The sequence below is a fragment of the Tenacibaculum sp. M1.3A genome (assembly GCF_057732375.1).
This window is the reverse complement of the sequence record NZ_JBYJEF010000008.1, coordinates 37,631-56,417: the sequence shown is the minus strand read 5'-3', so window position 1 is coordinate 56,417 and position 18,787 is coordinate 37,631. Positions and strand designations below refer to the sequence as shown.

20 protein-coding genes and 1 tRNA gene are annotated in these 18,787 nt (G+C 30.4%); 17 read left to right on the top strand and 4 right to left on the bottom strand.

Annotated features, from left to right (window positions below):
- Positions 1-84 precede the first annotated feature (84 nt).
- From AC28QF_RS11990 to AC28QF_RS11975, 4 genes are all read left to right on the top strand, one after another.
- The gene (locus AC28QF_RS11990; RefSeq protein WP_488202070.1) at positions 85-522 is read left to right on the top strand and encodes a DUF4293 domain-containing protein; all 438 of its coding nucleotides are present in this window, start codon (positions 85-87) and stop codon (positions 520-522) included.
- Positions 523-747: 225 nt separating this feature from the next.
- Positions 748-1,398 carry a response regulator transcription factor gene (locus AC28QF_RS11985; RefSeq protein WP_488202071.1) on the top strand — a complete coding sequence of 217 codons (651 nt, stop codon included), beginning with the start codon at positions 748-750 and terminating at the stop codon, positions 1,396-1,398.
- A 271-nt stretch (positions 1,399-1,669) separates the two neighbouring features.
- Positions 1,670-2,347, top strand: coding sequence for a hypothetical protein (locus AC28QF_RS11980; protein ID WP_488202072.1), 678 nt, complete (start codon positions 1,670-1,672; stop codon positions 2,345-2,347).
- Between the two features lie 11 nt (positions 2,348-2,358).
- Positions 2,359-4,257, top strand: a complete 1,899-nt coding sequence (locus AC28QF_RS11975) for an ATP-binding protein (protein WP_488202073.1) — start codon at positions 2,359-2,361, stop codon at positions 4,255-4,257.
- Here AC28QF_RS11975 and AC28QF_RS11970 read toward each other — a convergent pair.
- Positions 4,243-4,737 carry a metallophosphoesterase family protein gene (locus AC28QF_RS11970; protein ID WP_488202074.1) on the bottom strand — a complete coding sequence of 165 codons (495 nt, stop codon included), beginning with the start codon at positions 4,735-4,737 and terminating at the stop codon, positions 4,243-4,245. The two genes, AC28QF_RS11975 and AC28QF_RS11970, sit on opposite strands and share 15 nt — an antisense overlap.
- Before the next feature lie 278 nt (positions 4,738-5,015).
- Here AC28QF_RS11970 and truA point away from each other — a divergent pair, with 278 nt between their 5' ends.
- The 3 genes from truA (at position 5,016) to AC28QF_RS11955 (ending at position 8,021) form a co-directional block, all read left to right on the top strand.
- Positions 5,016-5,750: a tRNA pseudouridine(38-40) synthase TruA gene (truA, locus tag AC28QF_RS11965; protein ID WP_488202075.1), complete on the top strand. Its 735-nt coding sequence runs from the start codon at positions 5,016-5,018 to the stop codon at positions 5,748-5,750.
- The gene (locus tag AC28QF_RS11960) at positions 5,750-7,513 is read left to right on the top strand and encodes an ABC transporter ATP-binding protein (RefSeq protein WP_488202076.1); all 1,764 of its coding nucleotides are present in this window, start codon (positions 5,750-5,752) and stop codon (positions 7,511-7,513) included. The genes truA and AC28QF_RS11960 overlap by 1 nt, the downstream gene beginning before the upstream one ends.
- A 73-nt stretch (positions 7,514-7,586) precedes the next feature.
- On the top strand, positions 7,587-8,021 hold the full coding sequence (locus AC28QF_RS11955; protein WP_488202077.1) for a hypothetical protein: 435 nt from the start codon (positions 7,587-7,589) through the stop codon (positions 8,019-8,021).
- A gap of 99 nt (positions 8,022-8,120) precedes the next feature.
- Here AC28QF_RS11955 and cdaA read toward each other — a convergent pair whose 3' ends face one another.
- Together cdaA and folP are read right to left on the bottom strand one after the other, a co-directional pair.
- Positions 8,121-8,903, bottom strand: coding sequence for a diadenylate cyclase CdaA (gene cdaA / locus AC28QF_RS11950; RefSeq protein WP_488202078.1), 783 nt, complete (start codon positions 8,901-8,903; stop codon positions 8,121-8,123).
- Positions 8,904-8,937: 34 nt separating this feature from the next.
- Positions 8,938-9,759: a dihydropteroate synthase gene (folP, locus tag AC28QF_RS11945; RefSeq protein WP_488202079.1), complete on the bottom strand. Its 822-nt coding sequence runs from the start codon at positions 9,757-9,759 to the stop codon at positions 8,938-8,940.
- An 80-nt stretch (positions 9,760-9,839) separates the two neighbouring features.
- Between folP and AC28QF_RS11940 the strand changes: the two genes are divergently transcribed.
- The 4 genes from AC28QF_RS11940 to AC28QF_RS11925 all read left to right on the top strand — a co-directional run bounded on the left by AC28QF_RS11940 (position 9,840) and on the right by AC28QF_RS11925 (position 12,527).
- Entirely contained in the window at positions 9,840-10,385 is a 546-nt protein-coding gene (locus AC28QF_RS11940) for a DUF1599 domain-containing protein (RefSeq protein ID WP_488202080.1), read from the top strand.
- 16 nt (positions 10,386-10,401) lie between these two features.
- Complete coding sequence (locus AC28QF_RS11935) at positions 10,402-11,379, top strand: DoxX family protein (RefSeq protein WP_488202081.1); 978 nt, start codon at positions 10,402-10,404, stop codon at positions 11,377-11,379.
- 68 nt (positions 11,380-11,447) lie between these two features.
- Positions 11,448-11,819, top strand: a complete 372-nt coding sequence (gene crcB / locus AC28QF_RS11930; RefSeq protein WP_488202082.1) for a fluoride efflux transporter CrcB — start codon at positions 11,448-11,450, stop codon at positions 11,817-11,819.
- A gap of 3 nt (positions 11,820-11,822) precedes the next feature.
- On the top strand, positions 11,823-12,527 hold the full coding sequence (locus tag AC28QF_RS11925; RefSeq protein WP_488202083.1) for a crotonase/enoyl-CoA hydratase family protein: 705 nt from the start codon (positions 11,823-11,825) through the stop codon (positions 12,525-12,527).
- Positions 12,528-12,558: 31 nt separating this feature from the next.
- On the opposite strand, the gene AC28QF_RS11920 is transcribed toward AC28QF_RS11925, so the two are convergent.
- On the bottom strand, positions 12,559-13,164 hold the full coding sequence (locus tag AC28QF_RS11920) for a DUF1684 domain-containing protein (protein ID WP_488202084.1): 606 nt from the start codon (positions 13,162-13,164) through the stop codon (positions 12,559-12,561).
- Positions 13,165-13,651: 487 nt separating this feature from the next.
- Here AC28QF_RS11920 and AC28QF_RS11915 point away from each other — a divergent pair, with 487 nt between their 5' ends.
- From AC28QF_RS11915 to scpA, 6 genes are all read left to right on the top strand, one after another.
- On the top strand, positions 13,652-13,882 hold the full coding sequence (locus AC28QF_RS11915) for a hypothetical protein (protein WP_058884388.1): 231 nt from the start codon (positions 13,652-13,654) through the stop codon (positions 13,880-13,882).
- Between the two features lie 398 nt (positions 13,883-14,280).
- Positions 14,281-14,354: transfer RNA gene (locus tag AC28QF_RS11910), tRNA-Thr, on the top strand.
- A 102-nt stretch (positions 14,355-14,456) separates the two neighbouring features.
- Positions 14,457-15,062 carry a uridine kinase gene (gene udk, locus AC28QF_RS11905; RefSeq protein ID WP_488202119.1) on the top strand — a complete coding sequence of 202 codons (606 nt, stop codon included), beginning with the start codon at positions 14,457-14,459 and terminating at the stop codon, positions 15,060-15,062.
- Between the two features lies 1 nt (position 15,063).
- A complete protein-coding gene (locus AC28QF_RS11900; protein WP_488202085.1) occupies positions 15,064-15,381 on the top strand; it encodes an FtsB family cell division protein in 318 nt (105 codons plus the stop codon).
- On the top strand, positions 15,381-16,730 hold the full coding sequence (locus tag AC28QF_RS11895; RefSeq protein WP_488202086.1) for a methylmalonyl-CoA mutase subunit beta: 1,350 nt from the start codon (positions 15,381-15,383) through the stop codon (positions 16,728-16,730). The genes AC28QF_RS11900 and AC28QF_RS11895 overlap by 1 nt, the downstream gene beginning before the upstream one ends.
- The gene (scpA, locus tag AC28QF_RS11890) at positions 16,723-18,783 is read left to right on the top strand and encodes a methylmalonyl-CoA mutase (RefSeq protein ID WP_488202087.1); all 2,061 of its coding nucleotides are present in this window, start codon (positions 16,723-16,725) and stop codon (positions 18,781-18,783) included. The genes AC28QF_RS11895 and scpA overlap by 8 nt, the downstream gene beginning before the upstream one ends.
- The last annotated feature ends 4 nt before the right edge of the window (positions 18,784-18,787 follow it).

The window sequence follows — 18,787 nt, the reverse complement described above, 5'->3', positions numbered from 1 at the left end:
ACATGACAAATATATACAAATATTTTAACTTGTAATATTTCTTTTTAAAAAAAGAAATATTACATTTGCTAACGAATAAAAAATATGATACAAAGAAAACAATCTATCTATTTATTAATTGCAGGAATTATTTCTGCGGGTTTAACGTTTATATTTAGTCTTTGGACTAATTCTCAAACTAGCTTACCTATATATATCGTAGATTTATTTTCAGGAGTTTCTGTTTTAGAAAAAACAACTCCCATATTATTTTTTGCTTCAGCTTTACTATCTATTGTAACCTTGTTTTTATTTAAAAACCGACAGTTACAGTTTGTTTTAGGGCGTTTAAACATATTGATAAACCTTTTTTTATTAGGCATATTGATATATCTATCACAAACATTATCTGGAGAAGCGTTAGTTTCTGAGAAAGGTATTGGGATGTTTTTTCCTGTCATTGTTATTTTGCTGTTAGTTTTAGCAAATAAAGCCATTAAGAAGGATGAAGATCTTGTAAAATCTGTAGATAGGTTACGATAAACCTAACATCTTAGTATATTTAGTGCGAAAAAACCGAGATTTATATCTCGGTTTTCTATTTTTGTCACGTATCGATATTAATCAACTCACATCTTAAATGTTAAAGAAATGTTAAAGAAAATAGGGTTAACCCTATTTCGTTAGGGTTAACCCTTAGATGACAAATAGGGTTATTGGGTATTGTACATACTGTTTTTATACTATAGATTTGTAAACGTAACAACGATGAATCACAAGATTAAAGTTCACATAGCCGATGACCATAAAATCTTAATAGATGGAGTTATCGCCTTATTAAATACTGAAGATGACTTTGAAATAGAAGGATACTCTTTAACAGGAAAACAAGTAATAGATTGGTCTGCCAAGAACAAAGCTGATGTGTTAGTTTTAGATATTAACATGCCTGAAATGGATGGTATTGAAGTTTTAAAAACGTTTAAACAACGTAAAGTAAAAATAAAAACAATCATACTATCTAGTCTAAGTGACCCAAAACTAGTGCAAGAAATGATACGACTAGGGGCTAATGGTTTTATAGATAAAACTTGCGCCAGCGATCATATTATTAATGCTGTTAGAAATGTTTATAACGGATTACAATATTTTAGTGACGACGTAAAAACTAACTTATTAGAGTTATATGTTACAGAAGCTAAAATAGAAGAAACCGGTTTAAAACACGGTAATCTAACCGAAAGAGAAGTTGAAGTATTAAAGTTAATAGCCGAAGAGAAAAACTCTACTGAAATAGCAGAGCACCTATTGGTTAGTATTAAAACGGTTGAAACATACCGTAGAAGTTTATATAAAAAATTAAAAGTAAAAAATGTAGTAGGTTTAGCGATGTACGCTGTAAGAAACGATATAGTATAGAAACCCTTCAAAATGTTTTCTTTAATCCCCCGTAGCAAAGAAAATGTCCCCCGAAATCTATACTCTATCACTAGTACATCGCTAATAACTACTAAATAAAAATATTTAATAACAATTTTTAGCGATGCAAAATGTTAGTAGTAGCATAAAATAGAAAACCTTTTATCTTGTTCTCTTTTACCCCTAAAATTAAATGCCAATTGGAATTCGCATATTTTAATTGCATCGCTATTTTTTTTAATCCTTTTAAAATAATTTAAAACTAAAAGTTATGAATAAATTAACTCCTTACTTATTAGTGTTTAGTCTAGTATTCGCTTCATGTTCTTCTAACCAGAACGAAGTTATAGATACAACTCCTGAAAGTTTACTACAGTCATATACATTAAAAAGAGATGCTAACGGTGCCTATTCTATAGATTTTAATACTGCAGAAAACATAGATGTAACTACTGTTAAAAATATCGACAATTCTAATGATATCATCTTATCTGAAACAAATCGTAAGACTCCTAGTAAATATAGCAATGCCTTTAATATTGAAGAAGACCAATTAAAAATAGGCTTTTTGGATGCTAACAAAGGTAAACGCATGCATATATCTATTGTAGATAAGGACATTAAGTTCGCTAAAAGTGGCGTTACCGAATTTTTAAACTCTTACAGTATTACAAAAAACGAAGACGGTACTTTTACGCTTAACTTTAAAGTAAACGACAATGTTACGACCGAATTTGTTTATAATAATGAAATAGAAACTTACGAAGTACATTTGGCTACCGGAAAAGCGAAGCAAAAGGAATTTTCAAGACAATTAGAGATGAATACAACTAATTTAATTAAATTAGATTTTGTAAATCATAAAAAAACTTATTCTAAAAACTCTATTGCTTCTGAATATATAAGAGAAAAACCAAGAGTAATAATTGGAGGCGCTGATGTAATATAAATGTTATTTTAATGCAAAAAAAAAACAATTATATCGTTTTTTTCTGTTTTCTATTTTTTATGTTTTCAAGCTCTAATAGTTCGCTTTTTTCTAAAAACATAGAAAACTATAAAAACCTATTTGAATTTAGTTCATTTTACTTTCAAGAAAAAGAGACTAAAACTCAAAGCACATCTCCTTTAAAAAAACAATACAAAAAAGCTGTTACACTTTATGAAAAATCTAGATACATAGACGCTTTAAAAACAGCTTTCCCAATATACGAGAAGTGTAAAAAAGAAAGAAACCTTCATTATTCTCATTTAATTTCAAGTTTAATTGCAGATATTTACTACAAAACCAATAACTATGATGAATCGATAAATTTTTATAAAGCATCTCTAATACCTCTCTTGGAAAAGAACAATTATTCTTTTGATATTTTAAAAAACAAAAATGATTCAATTTATTGCTCTTTAAGTAAAACTTATTTGCAAATTGGTAGTTTATTTCAAAAAAAACATACATACAGCTCTAAAAAAATTGATTCATATAAACCTAACTTTAAAGATTCAGCTATATTCTATTATAGTAAATTAGAGAATCTAAACTCTCTTTCAAAAACAGTTTCAAAATATAAAGCTATTTCATACTACAATCTTTCTGGTATATTCCAAAAAGACAAACTGTATATAAAAGCAGAAGAATATGCTTTGAAAGCTGTTAATGTGCATAAAAAAAATAATGATAAAATAAATTTATCTAGTTCTATAAATAATCTAGGAAATGTGTACATGTCATTAAAAAAATTTAAGAAAGCAAAGATATTATATACAGAAGGTATCAAATTAATAGAAAATAACAACAGTCAAAAATCTATTAAAATTAAAACTAATCTATACTATAATCTTGCTTGGTCAATGAGAAACCTTAAAGATTATAAAGCCTATGATTACCAAGAATTATCTTACGAGATAGAAGATAATCAAAGGGAAAAAGAAATAAGAAAAATAATTGAAGAAGTTACTGTTAAACATAAAGAAAACCTAGAACAACAAAAAGTAGATTTAATAAAAGCACAGACTAAACTCATTGAAGCTAAAGACGACAAAACAACATTACTATTTGGGGCCTTAAGCTTATTAGTTATTGTTATTTCTGCCGGAATCGCATATAATTATAAATTACGTAAAGACAATTTACAATTAAAATTATCTGAAAACAGCTTAAAACAACAGCAGAGTATTGAGAAAGTTAAATCCGATGCTCAAACAAAAATAATAAATGCTACGATAGACGGTAAAGAGTCTGAACGAAAACAAATAGCGGAAACGTTACATGATAACGTTAGCGCACTATTGTCGTCTGCAAACATGCATTTAAGTGCTACAAAAAAACAATTTAAAGGAGTTACTCCTTTAGAGATAGAAAAAACACAAGCTATCATATTAGAGGCTTCTCAAAAAGTAAGAGATTTATCGCACAACCTTATCTCTTCTATATTACTGAAATTCGGTTTGGAATATGCTTTAAAAGATATTGCTAAAAAATTCTCTAACAGCGAATTAAAATTTGAAGTTAGCGCCTTAAACATCAACAGATATAATCAAGAATTTGAAATAAAAGTATTTAATATTATTCAAGAGCTTGCTAATAATATTTTAAAACATAGTAAAGCTAATTATGCACAAATAATTATAAAACAAGAGAAGAATCAACTAACTGTTCTTGTTAACGATGATGGGGTTGGATTTTCAACCTCATCTTCTTCTTTTAAAAATAATGGCATCGGACTAAACCAAATAGAAGCTAGAATCGAGATGATGAACGGTAAATTTATTATCGATTCAGAAAAAAACAAAGGAACTAAAGTTTCTATTATTATTCCTGTGCAACAGCAAAAACCGTTTCAATTTTCATCGGTGAGCTAGCTCTATAACTTCCATATTTGTAATTTCACCCGAATTTAACTCAAAACGAAGCATTGTTCTTACTTTATGAAAACCGTGTTTACCTGCGGCGCCAGGATTTAAGTGTAATAAATTAAATTTCTGATCGTATTGTACCTTTAAAATATGCGAATGACCACTTATAAATATTTTGGGTGCATTCACTTTTAAAGCTTCTCTCACTCTCGGTTTATATGCGTTTGGATATCCACCTATATGCGTAATCCAAACAGCAACACCTTCAACTGTAAATTTACTATCTAAAGGAAATTCTGCTCTCGCATCAGTATCATCAATATTACCATAAACAGCACGTAAAGGTTTGTGTTTTTTTAAAGTATCCGTGACATATAAATCACCTATATCACCAGCATGCCAAACCTCATCAGCTTGTTTTACAAACTTTAATATTTGATCATCAATATAACTATGCGTATCAGAAAGTAAGAGTATCTTTTTCATTACTACAAAACTAATAAATAGTGCATAAAAAAATAGTCCCATAATATATAATTATGAACCTAAACCAATTATACTAATGGTAAACGGTTATTTGTCTCTTTTAAACAAGGGCTAAACATGTAACACATTAAAACATTTGATAATAAACTATCTTTACAAATTAAATGTTAACAACCTACATACTCTTCATTTTAAAGAAATAGATTACATTTCTTTAAATAGCCATAACAACTCAGTATAATATTTCATAATTTAGCCCTTTTAAATTTCATTGTTTTTTGAGGTATTTTATTGAACTAGCATATAAAGGAAAAAATTATCATGGTTGGCAAATACAACCCGATGCAATTTCTGTACAAGAAAAAATAAACAATGCTATTAGTACTGTTTTAAGACAAAACATAATTATTACTGGTGCTGGCAGAACAGATGCAGGGGTACATGCATCGCAAATGTTTGCTCATTTTGATACTGACATTGTTTTAGCTGGCAATTTTGCATTTAGATTAAATGCTCTTTTACCCGATGATATTGTAATATACAATACCAAATTAGTGCATGATGATGCACATGTTCGTTTTGATGCTACTAGCAGAAGTTACGAATATAAAATTTGGCTAGGTAGAAATCCGTTTTCGTTAGACACTGCTTGGCAATTATACAATCAACAATTAAACATTGATTTAATGAATGAAGCTGCTGCAATTTTATATGAATATGAAGATTTTGAATGTTTTTCGAAAGTAAAAACAGGTGTTCATACTTTTAATTGCGATGTTACAAAAGCTTTGTGGGTTTTAAATGGTAGCGAATTAACTTTTCATATCAGCGCAAATCGTTTTTTAAGAAACATGGTAAGAGCAATTGTAGGTACGTTAATAGATATTGGAATTGGCAAAACGACTATTGAAGATTTTAAAAAAATCATAGAAAGCAAAAACAGAAGTAAGGCAGGAACCTCTGTACCTGCAAAAGGGTTATTTTTAACAAAAGTAGAATACGATTATATATAGTGAGCAAAACAACAGGAAAAGCATTTGATATTAAGATTTTTGTAAGACTAATGAGTTTTGCAAAACTTTACCGCGTACGATTTATTATAGCAGCAACATCAACTATACTCTTGGCTATTTTTGCAGTAATGAGTCCAGTTATTTTAATGATAGCTATCGACGATTTTGTGGCGCATAAAGATTTAACAAGGTTACTATATTATACAATAGCAATGTTTGCTATACTTTTAGTACAAGTATTATTTCAGTTTAGTTTTATTTACAATGCAAATTGGGTCGGCCAACATATTATTAGAGATATAAGAGCTAAAACATTCAGGAAGATATTATCTTTTAAAATGAGTTATTTCAACAACTCATCCGTAGGTAAATTGGTTACCAGAGTTGTTTCTGATATCGAAACAATTGCTAATTTTTTTACGCAAGGTGTTTTTATGATTATCAGTGATGTTTTAAAAATGATTATTGTTATTATTGTAATGCTTTATACCAACTGGAAGTTAGCCATTATTGCATTGGCAACACTACCTGTTTTAATATATGCTACAAAGATTTTTCAGATAGCTATAAAATCTACTTTTCAAGATGTGCGTAATCAGGTAGCAAACCTTAATGGTTTTGTACAAGAAAGAGTTACCGGAATGAAAATTGTGCAACTCTTTAACCGTGAAAAAATTGAATATCAAAATTTTGTTGGTATTAACGAAAAGCATAAAAAAGCACATGTAAAAACGGTTTGGTATTATTCGATATTTTTTCCAATTGCAGAAATATTATCATCTATTGCCATCGGATTAATTGTTTGGTTTGGCGGACTTCAAGTTGTTGAAAATGATGCAATAACTGTTGGTGCAATTATTGGATTTATAAAAATGTCTCAAATGTTATTTAGACCACTTCGTCAAATTGCTGATAAATTTAATCAGCTACAAATGGGTATTGTAGCTGGAGAAAGAGTTTTTAATGTAATTGACACAGAAAGCTCTATTACTAAAAGCGGAACAATTACGACTGAATCCCTACAAGGAAACATCCGTTTTAAAGACGTACGCTTTAGCTATATTAAAGACGAAGAAGTTTTAAAAGGCATTAGTTTTAATATAAAAAAAGGAGAAACTATTGCCATTGTTGGTGCCACTGGAGCAGGAAAATCGACAATTATAAATTTAATAAATCGTTTTTATGAAATAGATAGCGGTGCTATTTATCTTGATGATGTTCTTGTTGAAGATTATGAAATTAATGCGCTGCGTGAAAAAGTTGCAGTAGTTTTACAAGATGTATTTTTATTTTCTGATACTATTTTTAATAATATTTCTTTAAAAAACAAAGACATCTCTCTTACGGAAGTAAAAAAAGCAGCCAAACAAATTGGTATTCATGATTTCATTATGACACTTCCCAATAACTATTCATACAATGTTAAAGAACGAGGCGGAATGCTTTCATCTGGTCAGCGACAATTAATCGCTTTTTTACGTGCGTATGTTAGCAAACCTAGTATTTTAATCTTAGACGAAGCTACATCATCTGTAGATACACATTCAGAGCAAATGATTCAACATGCTACAGATGAAATTACAAAAGGCAGAACCTCTATAGTTATTGCACATCGATTAGCAACTATAAAAAAAGCAGATACTATTATTGTTATGGATAAAGGTATAATTGTTGAGCAAGGCAATCATAACCAGCTACTTCAAAAAAATAAAGGTTATTATAAAAACCTTTATGAAAAGCAATTTAGTACTGAAATTATTTAACAATTAGTTTGTTTAGATTTGTTAAAAGAATACATTTGCGTTAATCAATCTATTAATTTAAAAAACGTAAACAATGAAAAAAGTAATCTTAACTATGTGTGTTGCTGGTGCTTTATTAGCAACTTCTTGTAAAAAAGAGGTTAAAGACGCAAAAGAAACTACTATTGAAGCTGTAGAAACTGCTACTGAAAAGGCTGCTGAAGCTGCTGAAGAAGTTGAAGCTGCGGCTGAAGAGGCAATTGAGGCTGTAGAAACTGCTTTTGAAGGAGTAACTATTCCTGAATTTAAAGACCCTAAAGTAGGTGAATATTTAAAATCTTATTCTGAATATGCTCAAGACTATATTGATGCTAAAGGTGATGTATTAAAAAATACTGAATTAGCAAAAAAAGGTGTTGAATTAGCTAAAAAAGGAAAAGAAATCGTTGCTACTTTAGATGCTGAAGGAACAAAGAAATTTAACTCAGTAATGAGTGCTATCCAATCTAAAATGGCTCCTGCTAAATAATTTTAGGTTCGTATAAAAGTTAAAAAGCTCGCAATTGCGAGCTTTTTTAGTTTTATACTTATACTTTGGTCTTAAATAAATCAAAAAATAAAGTTATTCTTACGCAGTTAAATCTTTTTGAAGCCTTAAGAATAAATCTTCTTGTGTTTTATAAAACACAAATTCACCATTATTTATATATGATACCTCACCTGTTTCTTCTGAAACTAACAAACAAATAGCATCTGTTTTTTCTGTAACTCCAATAGCTGCTCTATGTCTTAACCCAAAACGAGATGGTATTTTTGTACTTCCAGAAACAGGTAAAACTACACGAGTTGCAATAATATAATTATCACGAATTACAGTTGCACCATCATGCAACGGACTGTTTTTATAAAAAATACTTTCTAAAATAGCTTCATTCACCAATGCATTCATTTTATCACCCGTATTTATTAAAAAATCTAAATTGTTTGTTTTTTCAATAACCAATAAAGCACCTGTTCGCGTTTTAGACATACTTTTACAAGCTGTTAAAATCGTTTCAACATCTGTTTCTGAATTAATTTCAGTTTTTAAAAACTTCAATTGGTTTAAAAAGCCTCGTTTAGCTGAAAAATTAGTGGTTCCTATCATCAACAAAAACTTTCTAATTTCTTGCTGAAATACAATAAGTAAAGCAATAACACCACCTGAAAGTAAATACCCAAGAATACCACTTAACATTTCCATATGAAGCGCTTGTGTTATTTTCCATATTAAAAATATCAACGCAATTCCTATAACAATATTAATAGCCACAGTACCTTTTAATAGTTTGTAAATATAATAAAGCAGTACTGCTACTAGAATAATGTCAAGTACATCAAGAAACGAAAAATCGATAAAATCTAAATTCATTAATTATTTTGAAGTTTTAGTAAAAGTAATCATTTTATCCTAATTGCGATACGATCTTTACTGCTTCAACTGCCTCTTTTACATCATGAACCCTTAAAATATTGGTACCGTTTAAGAGCGCAATCGTATTGGCTACCGTAGTTGCGTTTAATGCTTCTTGATGTGAAATATCAAGCACTTTGTAAAGCATTGATTTTCTAGAAACTCCTGTTAAAATAGGCACATCTAAATTCTTAAATAACGTAAGTTTTTTCAGCAACTCGTAATTATGTTCGATTGTTTTTCCAAAACCAAAACCAACATCAATAATAACATCGTTTACTTTTAACGCTCGGAGTTTCTGTAATTGCTCTGCAAAAAATGAAATTATATCCGTCACCACATTTTCATAAACAGGGTTTAACTGCATACTCTGCGGAGTTCCTTGCATGTGCATCATTATATAAGGAACCTGCAAACTCGCTACTGTTGTAAACATTTTAACATCTTGCGCTCCGCCTGAAATATCATTGATTATTGATGCTCCTGCATTAATCGATTCTCTTACAACAGTACTTCTAAAAGAATCAACAGAAATAAGAATATCAGGAAAATTACGTTGTAACAACTCAATTACCGGCACTATTCTTTGCAGCTCTTCGACCTCAGAAACATGCTTTGCTCCTGGTCTTGATGAGTATGCTCCAACATCAACAAAGGCTGCACCTTCATTTAACATTTTCTCAGTTTGACTAAGAATTGCATTTTCATCTTTATATTTTCCACCATCGAAAAAAGAATCTGGCGTAATATTTAAAATCCCCATTACTTTAGGAGAAGTAAGATCGATTAATGTTCCTTTGCAATTAATTGTCATCCTTATAAATTTCTAAGTAAAAATAAATGAAAAGCTTTTAATATTTACTATTTTTGATGGATTACTTTTAAATAAAAAAGATGCAAAACACATCCAAACAATATGATGTAGTAGTAGAGGAATGTAGTAGTTTGTTTACAAAAAAAATGAGCGATTATGGTAGTGCATGGAGAATCTTAAGGCTTCCATCGTTAACGGATCAAATATTTATAAAAGCACAACGCATCCGCCAGTTACAAGAAAACACGAAGCGTATGGTGGACGAAGGAGAAAAACCAGAATTTATAGGGATAATTAACTATTCTATTATGGCACTTATTCAGCTAGAATTAGGTGTTGCCGACCAACCAGATTTAAATACAGAAGAAGCAACTTCTTTATATAATAAACATATAAAAATCACCAAAGAATTAATGGAAAATAAAAACCATGATTACGGTGAAGCTTGGCGAGATATGAGAATTTCATCTTTAACAGATTTAATTCTTCAAAAATTACTTCGCGTAAAACAAATTGAAGACAACAAAGGAAAAACCTTAGTTTCAGAAGGAATCGATGCAAATTATCAGGATATGATTAATTATGCTATTTTTGCTTTAATCCATCATTCAGAGTTAGATAGTTAACCTTAAACCCCAAAAAATGATTTTAAAAATTTTAACACACATTTCAAGACTATTAGTAGGGCTTTTATTCATTTACTCAGGCTTTGTAAAGTTAGTAGACCCGATTGGTTCTCAATACAAGTTTCAAGAATACTTTAGTGAAGGTGTTTTAAACATGGAGTTCTTAATCCCTTACACATTACCTTTTGCTATTCTTTTAATTATTTCTGAATTAGTTTTAGGGGTTATGCTTATAGTTGGTTATAAGCCAAAACTTACGGTATGGAGTATATTTGGTCTTAACCTAATATTTCTTTTCTTAACATGGTACTCTTATACTTATAACAAAGTTACTGACTGTGGATGCTTTGGTGATGCATTAAAACTTACGCCTAAAGAAACTTTTTACAAGAATGTTGTTTTTATGGTTTTTATTGTCGTTTTAATTTTCGGACTAAAACATATTAAACCTTTTCTTTCAACTAAAATAGCTGCAATAAAAACATACGCAACAATAATACTAGCTTTATTTACTACCTATTATGTATTAAATCATTTACCTATTATCGATTTTAGAGCCTATTCTATAGGTACAGATATTGCTGAAGGCATGAAATATCAAGAAGGTAGTGATGAAGTACCACCAATTCATGATTTTATGATTGAAACCGATGAGAATGGTGATCAACTAGAAGCTATGTTAGCCAAAGACAAGGCGATGCTTATTATCATGTATAATTTCGAAAAAACAGAAAAAGAAGGGATTGCTGCGATTTCAAAAACTGCTGCAAACGCAAAAGCCAAAGGTTATGAAGTTTATGTGTTAACAGCTTCTTATATTGAAGACTTAGCGTCAACTCAAAAAGAATTTAATTTACCATATACCTTCGGGTTTTGTGACGAAACTGCTTTAAAAACAGTTATAAGAGCCAACCCAGGAATTGTTACCGTCGAGAAAGGAATTATCGTAGGTAAATGGAATTGGGCAGACGCAGATGATGTTACTTTAAAATAACAATAGCTTATAATATTCATACAATAAAACCTCGCAATTATGTGAGGTTTTATTATTTTAGCAAAGACATGAAACAACTTTTACTAGTTTTTATTGGAGGTGGCTTTGGAAGCGTTTTAAGATTCTTGATAGGAAAAATTTTAAACAACACACAAACAGGAATTCCTTACGGAACCTTTGCTGCAAATATTATCGGAAGCTTGCTTATCGGATTCATTTTAGGTTTAGCTGCCAAAAACGAAGCCTTGTCTCAAAACAGTACACTATTACTAGCAACAGGGTTTTGTGGTGGGTTCACCACATTCTCTACTTTTGCATACGAGAATCATATATTCTTAAAATCCGGAGATTTCACTTCATTTGCCTTATACACCATCGCAAGTTTTGTTGTAGGTTTTTTAGCCGTTTTTACTGGACTTTACCTTATTAAATTTATTTAAATTATGAACGAATTAGTACAATATACATCAAAAGACAACTACGCAATTATTACCCTTTCTAACGGTAAAGTAAATGCAATATCACATGAAGTAATAGATTCTTTAAACTCTTTATTAGATAAAGCTGAACAAGATAAGAAGATTGTTATTTTAACTGGTCAACCAGGAATGTTTTCTGCAGGTTATGATTTAAAAAGTATGACAGCATCACCAGAATCTGCTTTAGAATTAGTTACCAAAGGATCTAAACTATCTCACAGAATGCTATCTTTTCCTTTTCCAATAATTACAGCATGTACAGGTCATGCAGTTGCCAAAGGAGCTTTTTTACTGCTTTCTGCCGATTACAGATTAGGTACCGAAGGTGATTTTAAAATAGGCCTAAACGAAGTAATGATAGGAATGACCATGCACAATGCTGGTATCGAAATAGCCAAAGCTCGTTTAGCTCCTGTTTATTTTGAACGTAGTGTAAACAATTCTGAAATATACAATCCTAAAGATGCTGTTACTGCTGGGTTTTTAGACAAAATTGTTCTTGAAACTCATTTATTACCAACAGCTATTAAAATTGCCGAAATGTTTTCTTCATTAAACCCGAAAGCACATGCTGCTACTAAATTAAAAGTTAGAAAAAATTATTTAGCTTCATTAGAAAAAGCTATTGAACAAGATATTAAAGACGGATTGCATCCACCTACAAAATAAAAAAAGCCTGCATTTAGCAGGCTTTCTTGTTTTACTTCTTATACGCCATAACTCCGGCTTTTATTGCTGTATTTAAATAATTATCTCTTGGAGTAATTGGGCAAGAATATCGATCACTGTAAGTACAATAAGGATTATACGCTTCGTTAAAATCAATAACAATCGTTCCGTTAGTATTTTCATTAGTGATTAAAACATCTATAAATCGACCTCCTTCATAAGATGTTTTTCCGTTTGTATTGTCTAAAAAAGGTAAGAATAAGTTGTCTTTATACATAAGCTCTGGATTTTCATCCTTATAAATAGCTAACTCAAAATTTTCGCCATCAATAGTAAAAGAAACTACACCATACTTCTCATATACCGCTATCCTATCTGTTGTTGTTGGAAAATTAAAACTAGGCGCATCGGGTGTTTTTGTTAATTTAGCTACTACCTTATACTTCTCATCTAATTTAAAAAAATTTAGCCCTTCAAATTTTTTTAAATCTCTTTTTGTTAGTGGTGATTTAGAAGCATCTTTAAACTTGGCATTCATTTCTTTTTGAAAATCAGAATCTCCCATCACTTTTCTTTTTTCATGACCATTGCATGCCTGAATAATAATTACAAGGATTATTACTATAATTTTTCTCATTTATTTTTGAAATTTAAAATGTATTTTTTATCAATTGTAATTATAGATACACTAACTTTCTAAAATATTTATTTTATTTCAGAAATAATTTATAGTATTCTTCGGCAAAAATAAGGAACTTTCGTTCTTTAGAAATAGTATTTCAGACAAGAAAAACATATAATAAAATATGACATTAGTAATAAAACTGCTTTATCTTGTTAAAATTCTACTAATAAATTTGACTTATCAATAAAAAATTATTACATTTAACTCAATAGATTTAATCCATAATTGAAATAAAAGCAAAAATTAAGCTTTAATGAACTATATAAAGAAAAATTATAAATAAATAAAACAATTTGATTGTTTTATTATAGGTTAACAAAAAGATTAATATATATTTGTTGCCCATTTTACTTTATGATTTTACAATTTTGTGTAAAGCAAAATCAATTACCAGACTAAAATCTAAAAGATAATATAATTAAACATAAGTAAGTATTTTATGAATTCAGAATTAATTAGTAAAGCAGACGAATTTGAGCACAGAAAATTCAAATTTATTACTACTAGTGATAGAATATTAGCTTCAAGAGAGGTAAAATCTTTAATACTAGAAATAAACGAAGTATATAAAGAAACAAAAGATAGTGCCCTAATGGATGCCATGAAGCGATTAACAGTTGTAAAGCAACGAATTGAAAAAAGATTAAAAGGTAAACCTTTAACTGCATAAATTTATTACAACAATAAACATAGCTTTTGCTCGTTTATTACTACAAATAGCATGGTATTTTTCATAATTTACCATTCTTAATAATATTTATTCTTGATAAAAGCTCTAGTTAAACCCTAGAGCTTTTTTTATTTCTACACCCTAAAAGACAAAAAACAAATTTTTCATTCACTTAACACCTTTTTTAAAACTAAATAAAGTTCTAAAAAAGGTGTTTTTAGAAATATTTATAAAAAAATATTATTATTTCTTAGCACTAAAATAAACGTATTTTTATGTTAATCAGACCGTTAATTATTCTTAAAAAAAAAGGCTTTAAAATCTATTAAAAAAATTAAAAAAAACTTTTGGCAGATTCAAAAAACATTATATATTTGCATCGCTTTTAAAGGCAACAAGCCGATGTAGCTCAGCTGGCTAGAGCAGCTGATTTGTAATCAGCAGGTCGTGGGTTCGAGTCCCTCCATCGGCTCAATAAAAATAAAAAGCGCTAACTTAAGTTAGCGCTTTTTTTATGCACATATTTCACTAAATTTGCTTTAATAATTCATTTTAATAAAACTCAATGAAAAATATATTTGTAATCGGTATTGCTGGCGGAACAGGAAGTGGAAAAACAACCGTAGTAAATCAAATAATTAATGAGCTACCGCAAGATGAAGTATGCATTATATCGCAAGATTCTTATTATGCTCAAACCGACAACTTAAGCTATGAAGAACGCACAAAGATAAACTTCGACCATCCTAGGGCTATCGACTTCGATTTATTGGTAAATCATTTAAGCGATTTAAAGAGCGGCAAAATAATAGAACAACCTATTTATTCGTTTGTAGCACACAACAGAACAAAGGACACTATAAAAACCCATCCAAGAAAGGTAATTATTGTAGAAGGTATTTTAATTTTCAATAGCAAAGAGCTTAGAAACCTTTGTGACATTAAAGTTTTTGTACATGCTGATGCCGATGAACGCCTTATAAGAAGAGTTCGTAGAGATATTAAAGAAAGAGGAAGAGATATTGATGAAGTTTTAAGTAGATACCAAAGCACTTTAAAACCAATGCATCAACAATTTATCGAACCAACAAAAAACTATGCCGATATTATAATTCCTAACGACAGGTACAACACTGTAGCCATAGATATTGTTAGAACCGTAATTAGCGATCGCTTGTAATATGAATTTAAAATCAATAAAAAACAAATCCTCTTTTAAAATAGCAACAAATATTTATGTTGTTATTTTAACCGTATTTGTTATTTGGATGCTTTTTTTTGATGAAAATTCATATCTTACACATAGAGAGTTTAATAATGAAATTGAAGAACTAGAAATTTGGATAGATTATCATAAAAACAAAATTGATAACGACAAAAAAACTATAAAAAAACTTCAGGATTCTCTTCAGTTAGAACGCTATGCACGTGAAAAATACTTGATGAAAAAAGAAGATGAAGATATTTATATTATCGAATTTGATACCTTACAAAAATAATGAGTACTTATTTATTTAATGACTTCAAGGAAATTAGTGCTGCCGAATGGAAACAAAAAATACAGGTAGATCTTAAAGGCGCGGACTATAACGACACGCTTCTTTGGAAAACTGACGAAGGCATTACGGTTAAACCCTTTTACACCAAAGAAGACCAAACAAAAACAACAATAGCAACTCCTGAAAAGGGATTCAATATTTGTCAGTCTATTTATATTGAAGACGAGAAAAAAGCGAATTCTTTTGCTATCGACTCTTTAAAAAGAGGTGTTAAGTCCATAGAATTCAAAGCAAAAACGAAGTTCGATTACAAAACACTACTTCAAGATTTAGACCTTAAAAACACCGTACTTTATTTTAAAGTAAAGTTTTTAGACGCTAAATTCATTATTGAATTATCAAATTATATAGCTTCAGATAATTGTTATTTTAATATTGATATTATTGGCAATTTAACGAGTACAGGTAATTGGTTTACCAACTTAAATAATGATCATAAAGAATTCGAAAAGATCATTAATAATATCTCTAATGCTATTTGTATTAACGTCTCAACATATCAAAATGCTGGCGCGAATAACACACAACAGCTTGCCTATGCACTTGCGCACGCAAATGAATATTTAAATCACTTCGGAAGTAAAATAGCTAGTAACATACATTTTAATTTTTCTGTAGGTAGTAACTACTTTTTTGAAATAGCAAAACTAAGAGCTTTTAGAATTTTATGGGCATCACTTTTAAAAGAGTACGCTATTAAAAACAATACAACACATATATTTGCACAACCGAGCTTACGAAACAAAACGTTGTATGATTATAATGTAAACATGCTTCGTACTACATCAGAATGTATGAGCGCTATTTTAGGTGGTGCCGACACGGTTTGTAATATTTCTTATGATGATATCTTCCATCATTCGAATGAATTTGGTGAGCGAATTTCAAGAAATCAATTATTAATTTTACAAAAAGAAAGTGAACTTTCAGATGCTCAGAATTTTGCAGACGGTGCTTATTATATTGAAGCTATCACACAACAATTGGCACATAATTCTTTAGAAGTCTTTAAAACTATCGAAAAAGGTGGCGGATTCTTAAAGCAACTTAAAGAAGGAATCATACAGCGAAAAATTAAAGATGCTGCCGAAAAAGAACAAGCAAAATTCGATACTGGTAAATTAGTTTTATTAGGAACTAATAAAATACAGAACGACAAGGATAAAATGAAGAATGATTTGGAGCTTTTTCCGTTTATGAAAATTAGAAACGAAAAAACACTCATCCAACCGATTATTCAAAAAAGATTAGCTGAAAAGCTAGAACAAGAACGTTTACAAGATGAGTAGAAAAAACGTATCAAACATACAATTAGACCAAAGTCAAAAATCACAAGTTGAAAGCAAACAACATGAAGATTTCGTTGCTGGTATTGCGCCGAATTTACGCGGACCATACTCAACAATGTATGTTCGAAGACCTTGGACTATTCGTCAATATGCGGGATTTTCAACAGCAGAAGAAAGCAATGCTTTTTACAGAAGAAACTTAGCGGCGGGTCAAAAAGGACTTTCTGTTGCATTTGATTTAGCAACACACCGTGGTTACGATTCAGATCACGAACGCGTACAAGGTGATGTAGGAAAAGCTGGTGTAGCAATCGATTCGGTTGAGGATATGAAAATTTTATTCGACCAAATTCCGTTAGATAAAATGTCGGTTTCAATGACTATGAACGGAGCCGTTTTACCAATTCTTGCCTTTTATATTGTTGCCGCCGAAGAACAAGGTGTTGCTCCTGAATTATTATCAGGAACCATTCAAAATGATATTTTAAAAGAGTTTATGGTGCGTAATACGTATATCTACCCACCTACTCCATCAATGAAAATCATTGCTGATATTTTTAAATATACTTCGGATTTTATGCCGAAATACAACTCAATTTCTATATCTGGCTACCACATGCAAGAAGCAGGTGCAACAGCTGACATAGAATTAGCATACACTTTGGCTGATGGATTAGATTACATTAAAAAAGGATTAGAAGCAGGAATGGACATTGATACTTTTGCTCCGAGACTATCTTTTTTCTGGGCAATAGGAATGAATCATTTTATGGAGATTGCTAAAATGCGAGCTGCACGAATGTTGTGGGCAAAAATAGTAAAACAATTCAACCCTAAAAATCCAAAATCTTTAGCATTACGAACACATTGCCAAACAAGCGGGTGGTCTTTAACAGAGCAAGACCCTTTTAACAATGTAGCTCGAACAACTATTGAAGCCATGGCTGCAGCTTTTGGAGGCACACAAAGTTTACACACCAATGCTTTAGACGAAGCAATTGCTTTACCTACAGATTTTTCTGCACGAATTGCACGTAACACACAAATATATTTACAGGAAGAAACAAATATTACAAAAACTGTTGATCCTTGGGCAGGAAGTTATCACGTAGAACAACTAACTGAAGACATTACCAATAAAGCTTGGGAATTAATTAAAGAAGTTGAGGAATTAGGTGGCATGACAAAAGCCATTGAAAAAGGGATTCCGAAAATGCGAATTGAAGAAGCTGCGGCTAAAAAACAAGCAAAGATAGATAGCGGACAAGATGTAATTGTAGGTGTAAATAAATACCAACTAGCACAAGAAGACCCTTTACATATCTTAGAAGTAGACAATGAGGCTGTACGTTTATCTCAAATTGAGCGGTTAAACGATATAAAATCAAAAAGAGATAGCAACAAGGTTATAAAATCTTTAAACGACTTAACAACTTGCGCTAAATCCAATGAAGGGAATTTATTAGACTTAGCAATAAAAGCTGCTAAAAACAGAGCCACTTTAGGGGAGATTTCTGACGCTTTAGAAAGTGTTTTTGGACGTCATAAAGCGGTTCATAAAACAATTTCTGGCGTGTATAGTAAAGAAATAAAAGACGATAAGTTATTTAAGAAAGCAATTGAATTTGCTGATAAATTTGCGGAACTAGAAGGACGAAGACCAAGAATAATGATTGCAAAACTAGGCCAAGATGGTCATGATCGTGGTGCAAAAGTTGTTGCTACAGGTTATGCCGATTTAGGTTTTGATGTAGATATTGGTCCTTTATTTCAAACACCTCAAGAAGCAACCAAACAGGCTATTGAAAACGATGTTCATATTTTAGGGATTTCGTCATTAGCGGCAGGTCATAAAACATTAGTTCCTCAAGTAATTGCTGAATTAAAAAAATACGATCGAGAAGATATTATGGTAATTGTTGGTGGGGTGATTCCTGCACAAGACTATCAATTCTTATTCGATGCAGGTGCCGTGGGTGTTTTTGGCCCTGGAACAAAAATTGCACAAGCTGCTATTGACATGTTAACTATTTTAATTGATAGTGTAGAGTAATAAA

Bases quoted from the DNA above. Each gene is read 5' to 3' on its own strand.
- AC28QF_RS11990 (WP_488202070.1), top strand. From the start codon at position 85: ATGATACAAAGAAAACAATCTATCTATTTATTAATTGCAGGAATTATT.
- AC28QF_RS11985 (WP_488202071.1), top strand. From the start codon at position 748: ATGAATCACAAGATTAAAGTTCACATAGCCGATGACCATAAAATCTTA.
- AC28QF_RS11980 (WP_488202072.1), top strand. From the start codon at position 1,670: ATGAATAAATTAACTCCTTACTTATTAGTGTTTAGTCTAGTATTCGCT.
- AC28QF_RS11975 (WP_488202073.1), top strand. From the start codon at position 2,359: ATGCAAAAAAAAAACAATTATATCGTTTTTTTCTGTTTTCTATTTTTT.
- AC28QF_RS11970 (WP_488202074.1), bottom strand. From the start codon at position 4,737: ATGAAAAAGATACTCTTACTTTCTGATACGCATAGTTATATTGATGAT.
- AC28QF_RS11955 (WP_488202077.1), top strand. From the start codon at position 7,587: ATGAAAAAAGTAATCTTAACTATGTGTGTTGCTGGTGCTTTATTAGCA.
- cdaA (WP_488202078.1), bottom strand. From the start codon at position 8,903: ATGAATTTAGATTTTATCGATTTTTCGTTTCTTGATGTACTTGACATT.
- folP (WP_488202079.1), bottom strand. From the start codon at position 9,759: ATGACAATTAATTGCAAAGGAACATTAATCGATCTTACTTCTCCTAAA.
- AC28QF_RS11940 (WP_488202080.1), top strand. From the start codon at position 9,840: ATGCAAAACACATCCAAACAATATGATGTAGTAGTAGAGGAATGTAGT.
- AC28QF_RS11935 (WP_488202081.1), top strand. From the start codon at position 10,402: ATGATTTTAAAAATTTTAACACACATTTCAAGACTATTAGTAGGGCTT.
- crcB (WP_488202082.1), top strand. From the start codon at position 11,448: ATGAAACAACTTTTACTAGTTTTTATTGGAGGTGGCTTTGGAAGCGTT.
- AC28QF_RS11925 (WP_488202083.1), top strand. From the start codon at position 11,823: ATGAACGAATTAGTACAATATACATCAAAAGACAACTACGCAATTATT.
- AC28QF_RS11920 (WP_488202084.1), bottom strand. From the start codon at position 13,164: ATGAGAAAAATTATAGTAATAATCCTTGTAATTATTATTCAGGCATGC.
- AC28QF_RS11915 (WP_058884388.1), top strand. From the start codon at position 13,652: ATGAATTCAGAATTAATTAGTAAAGCAGACGAATTTGAGCACAGAAAA.
- AC28QF_RS11900 (WP_488202085.1), top strand. From the start codon at position 15,064: ATGAATTTAAAATCAATAAAAAACAAATCCTCTTTTAAAATAGCAACA.
- AC28QF_RS11895 (WP_488202086.1), top strand. From the start codon at position 15,381: ATGAGTACTTATTTATTTAATGACTTCAAGGAAATTAGTGCTGCCGAA.
- scpA (WP_488202087.1), top strand. From the start codon at position 16,723: ATGAGTAGAAAAAACGTATCAAACATACAATTAGACCAAAGTCAAAAA.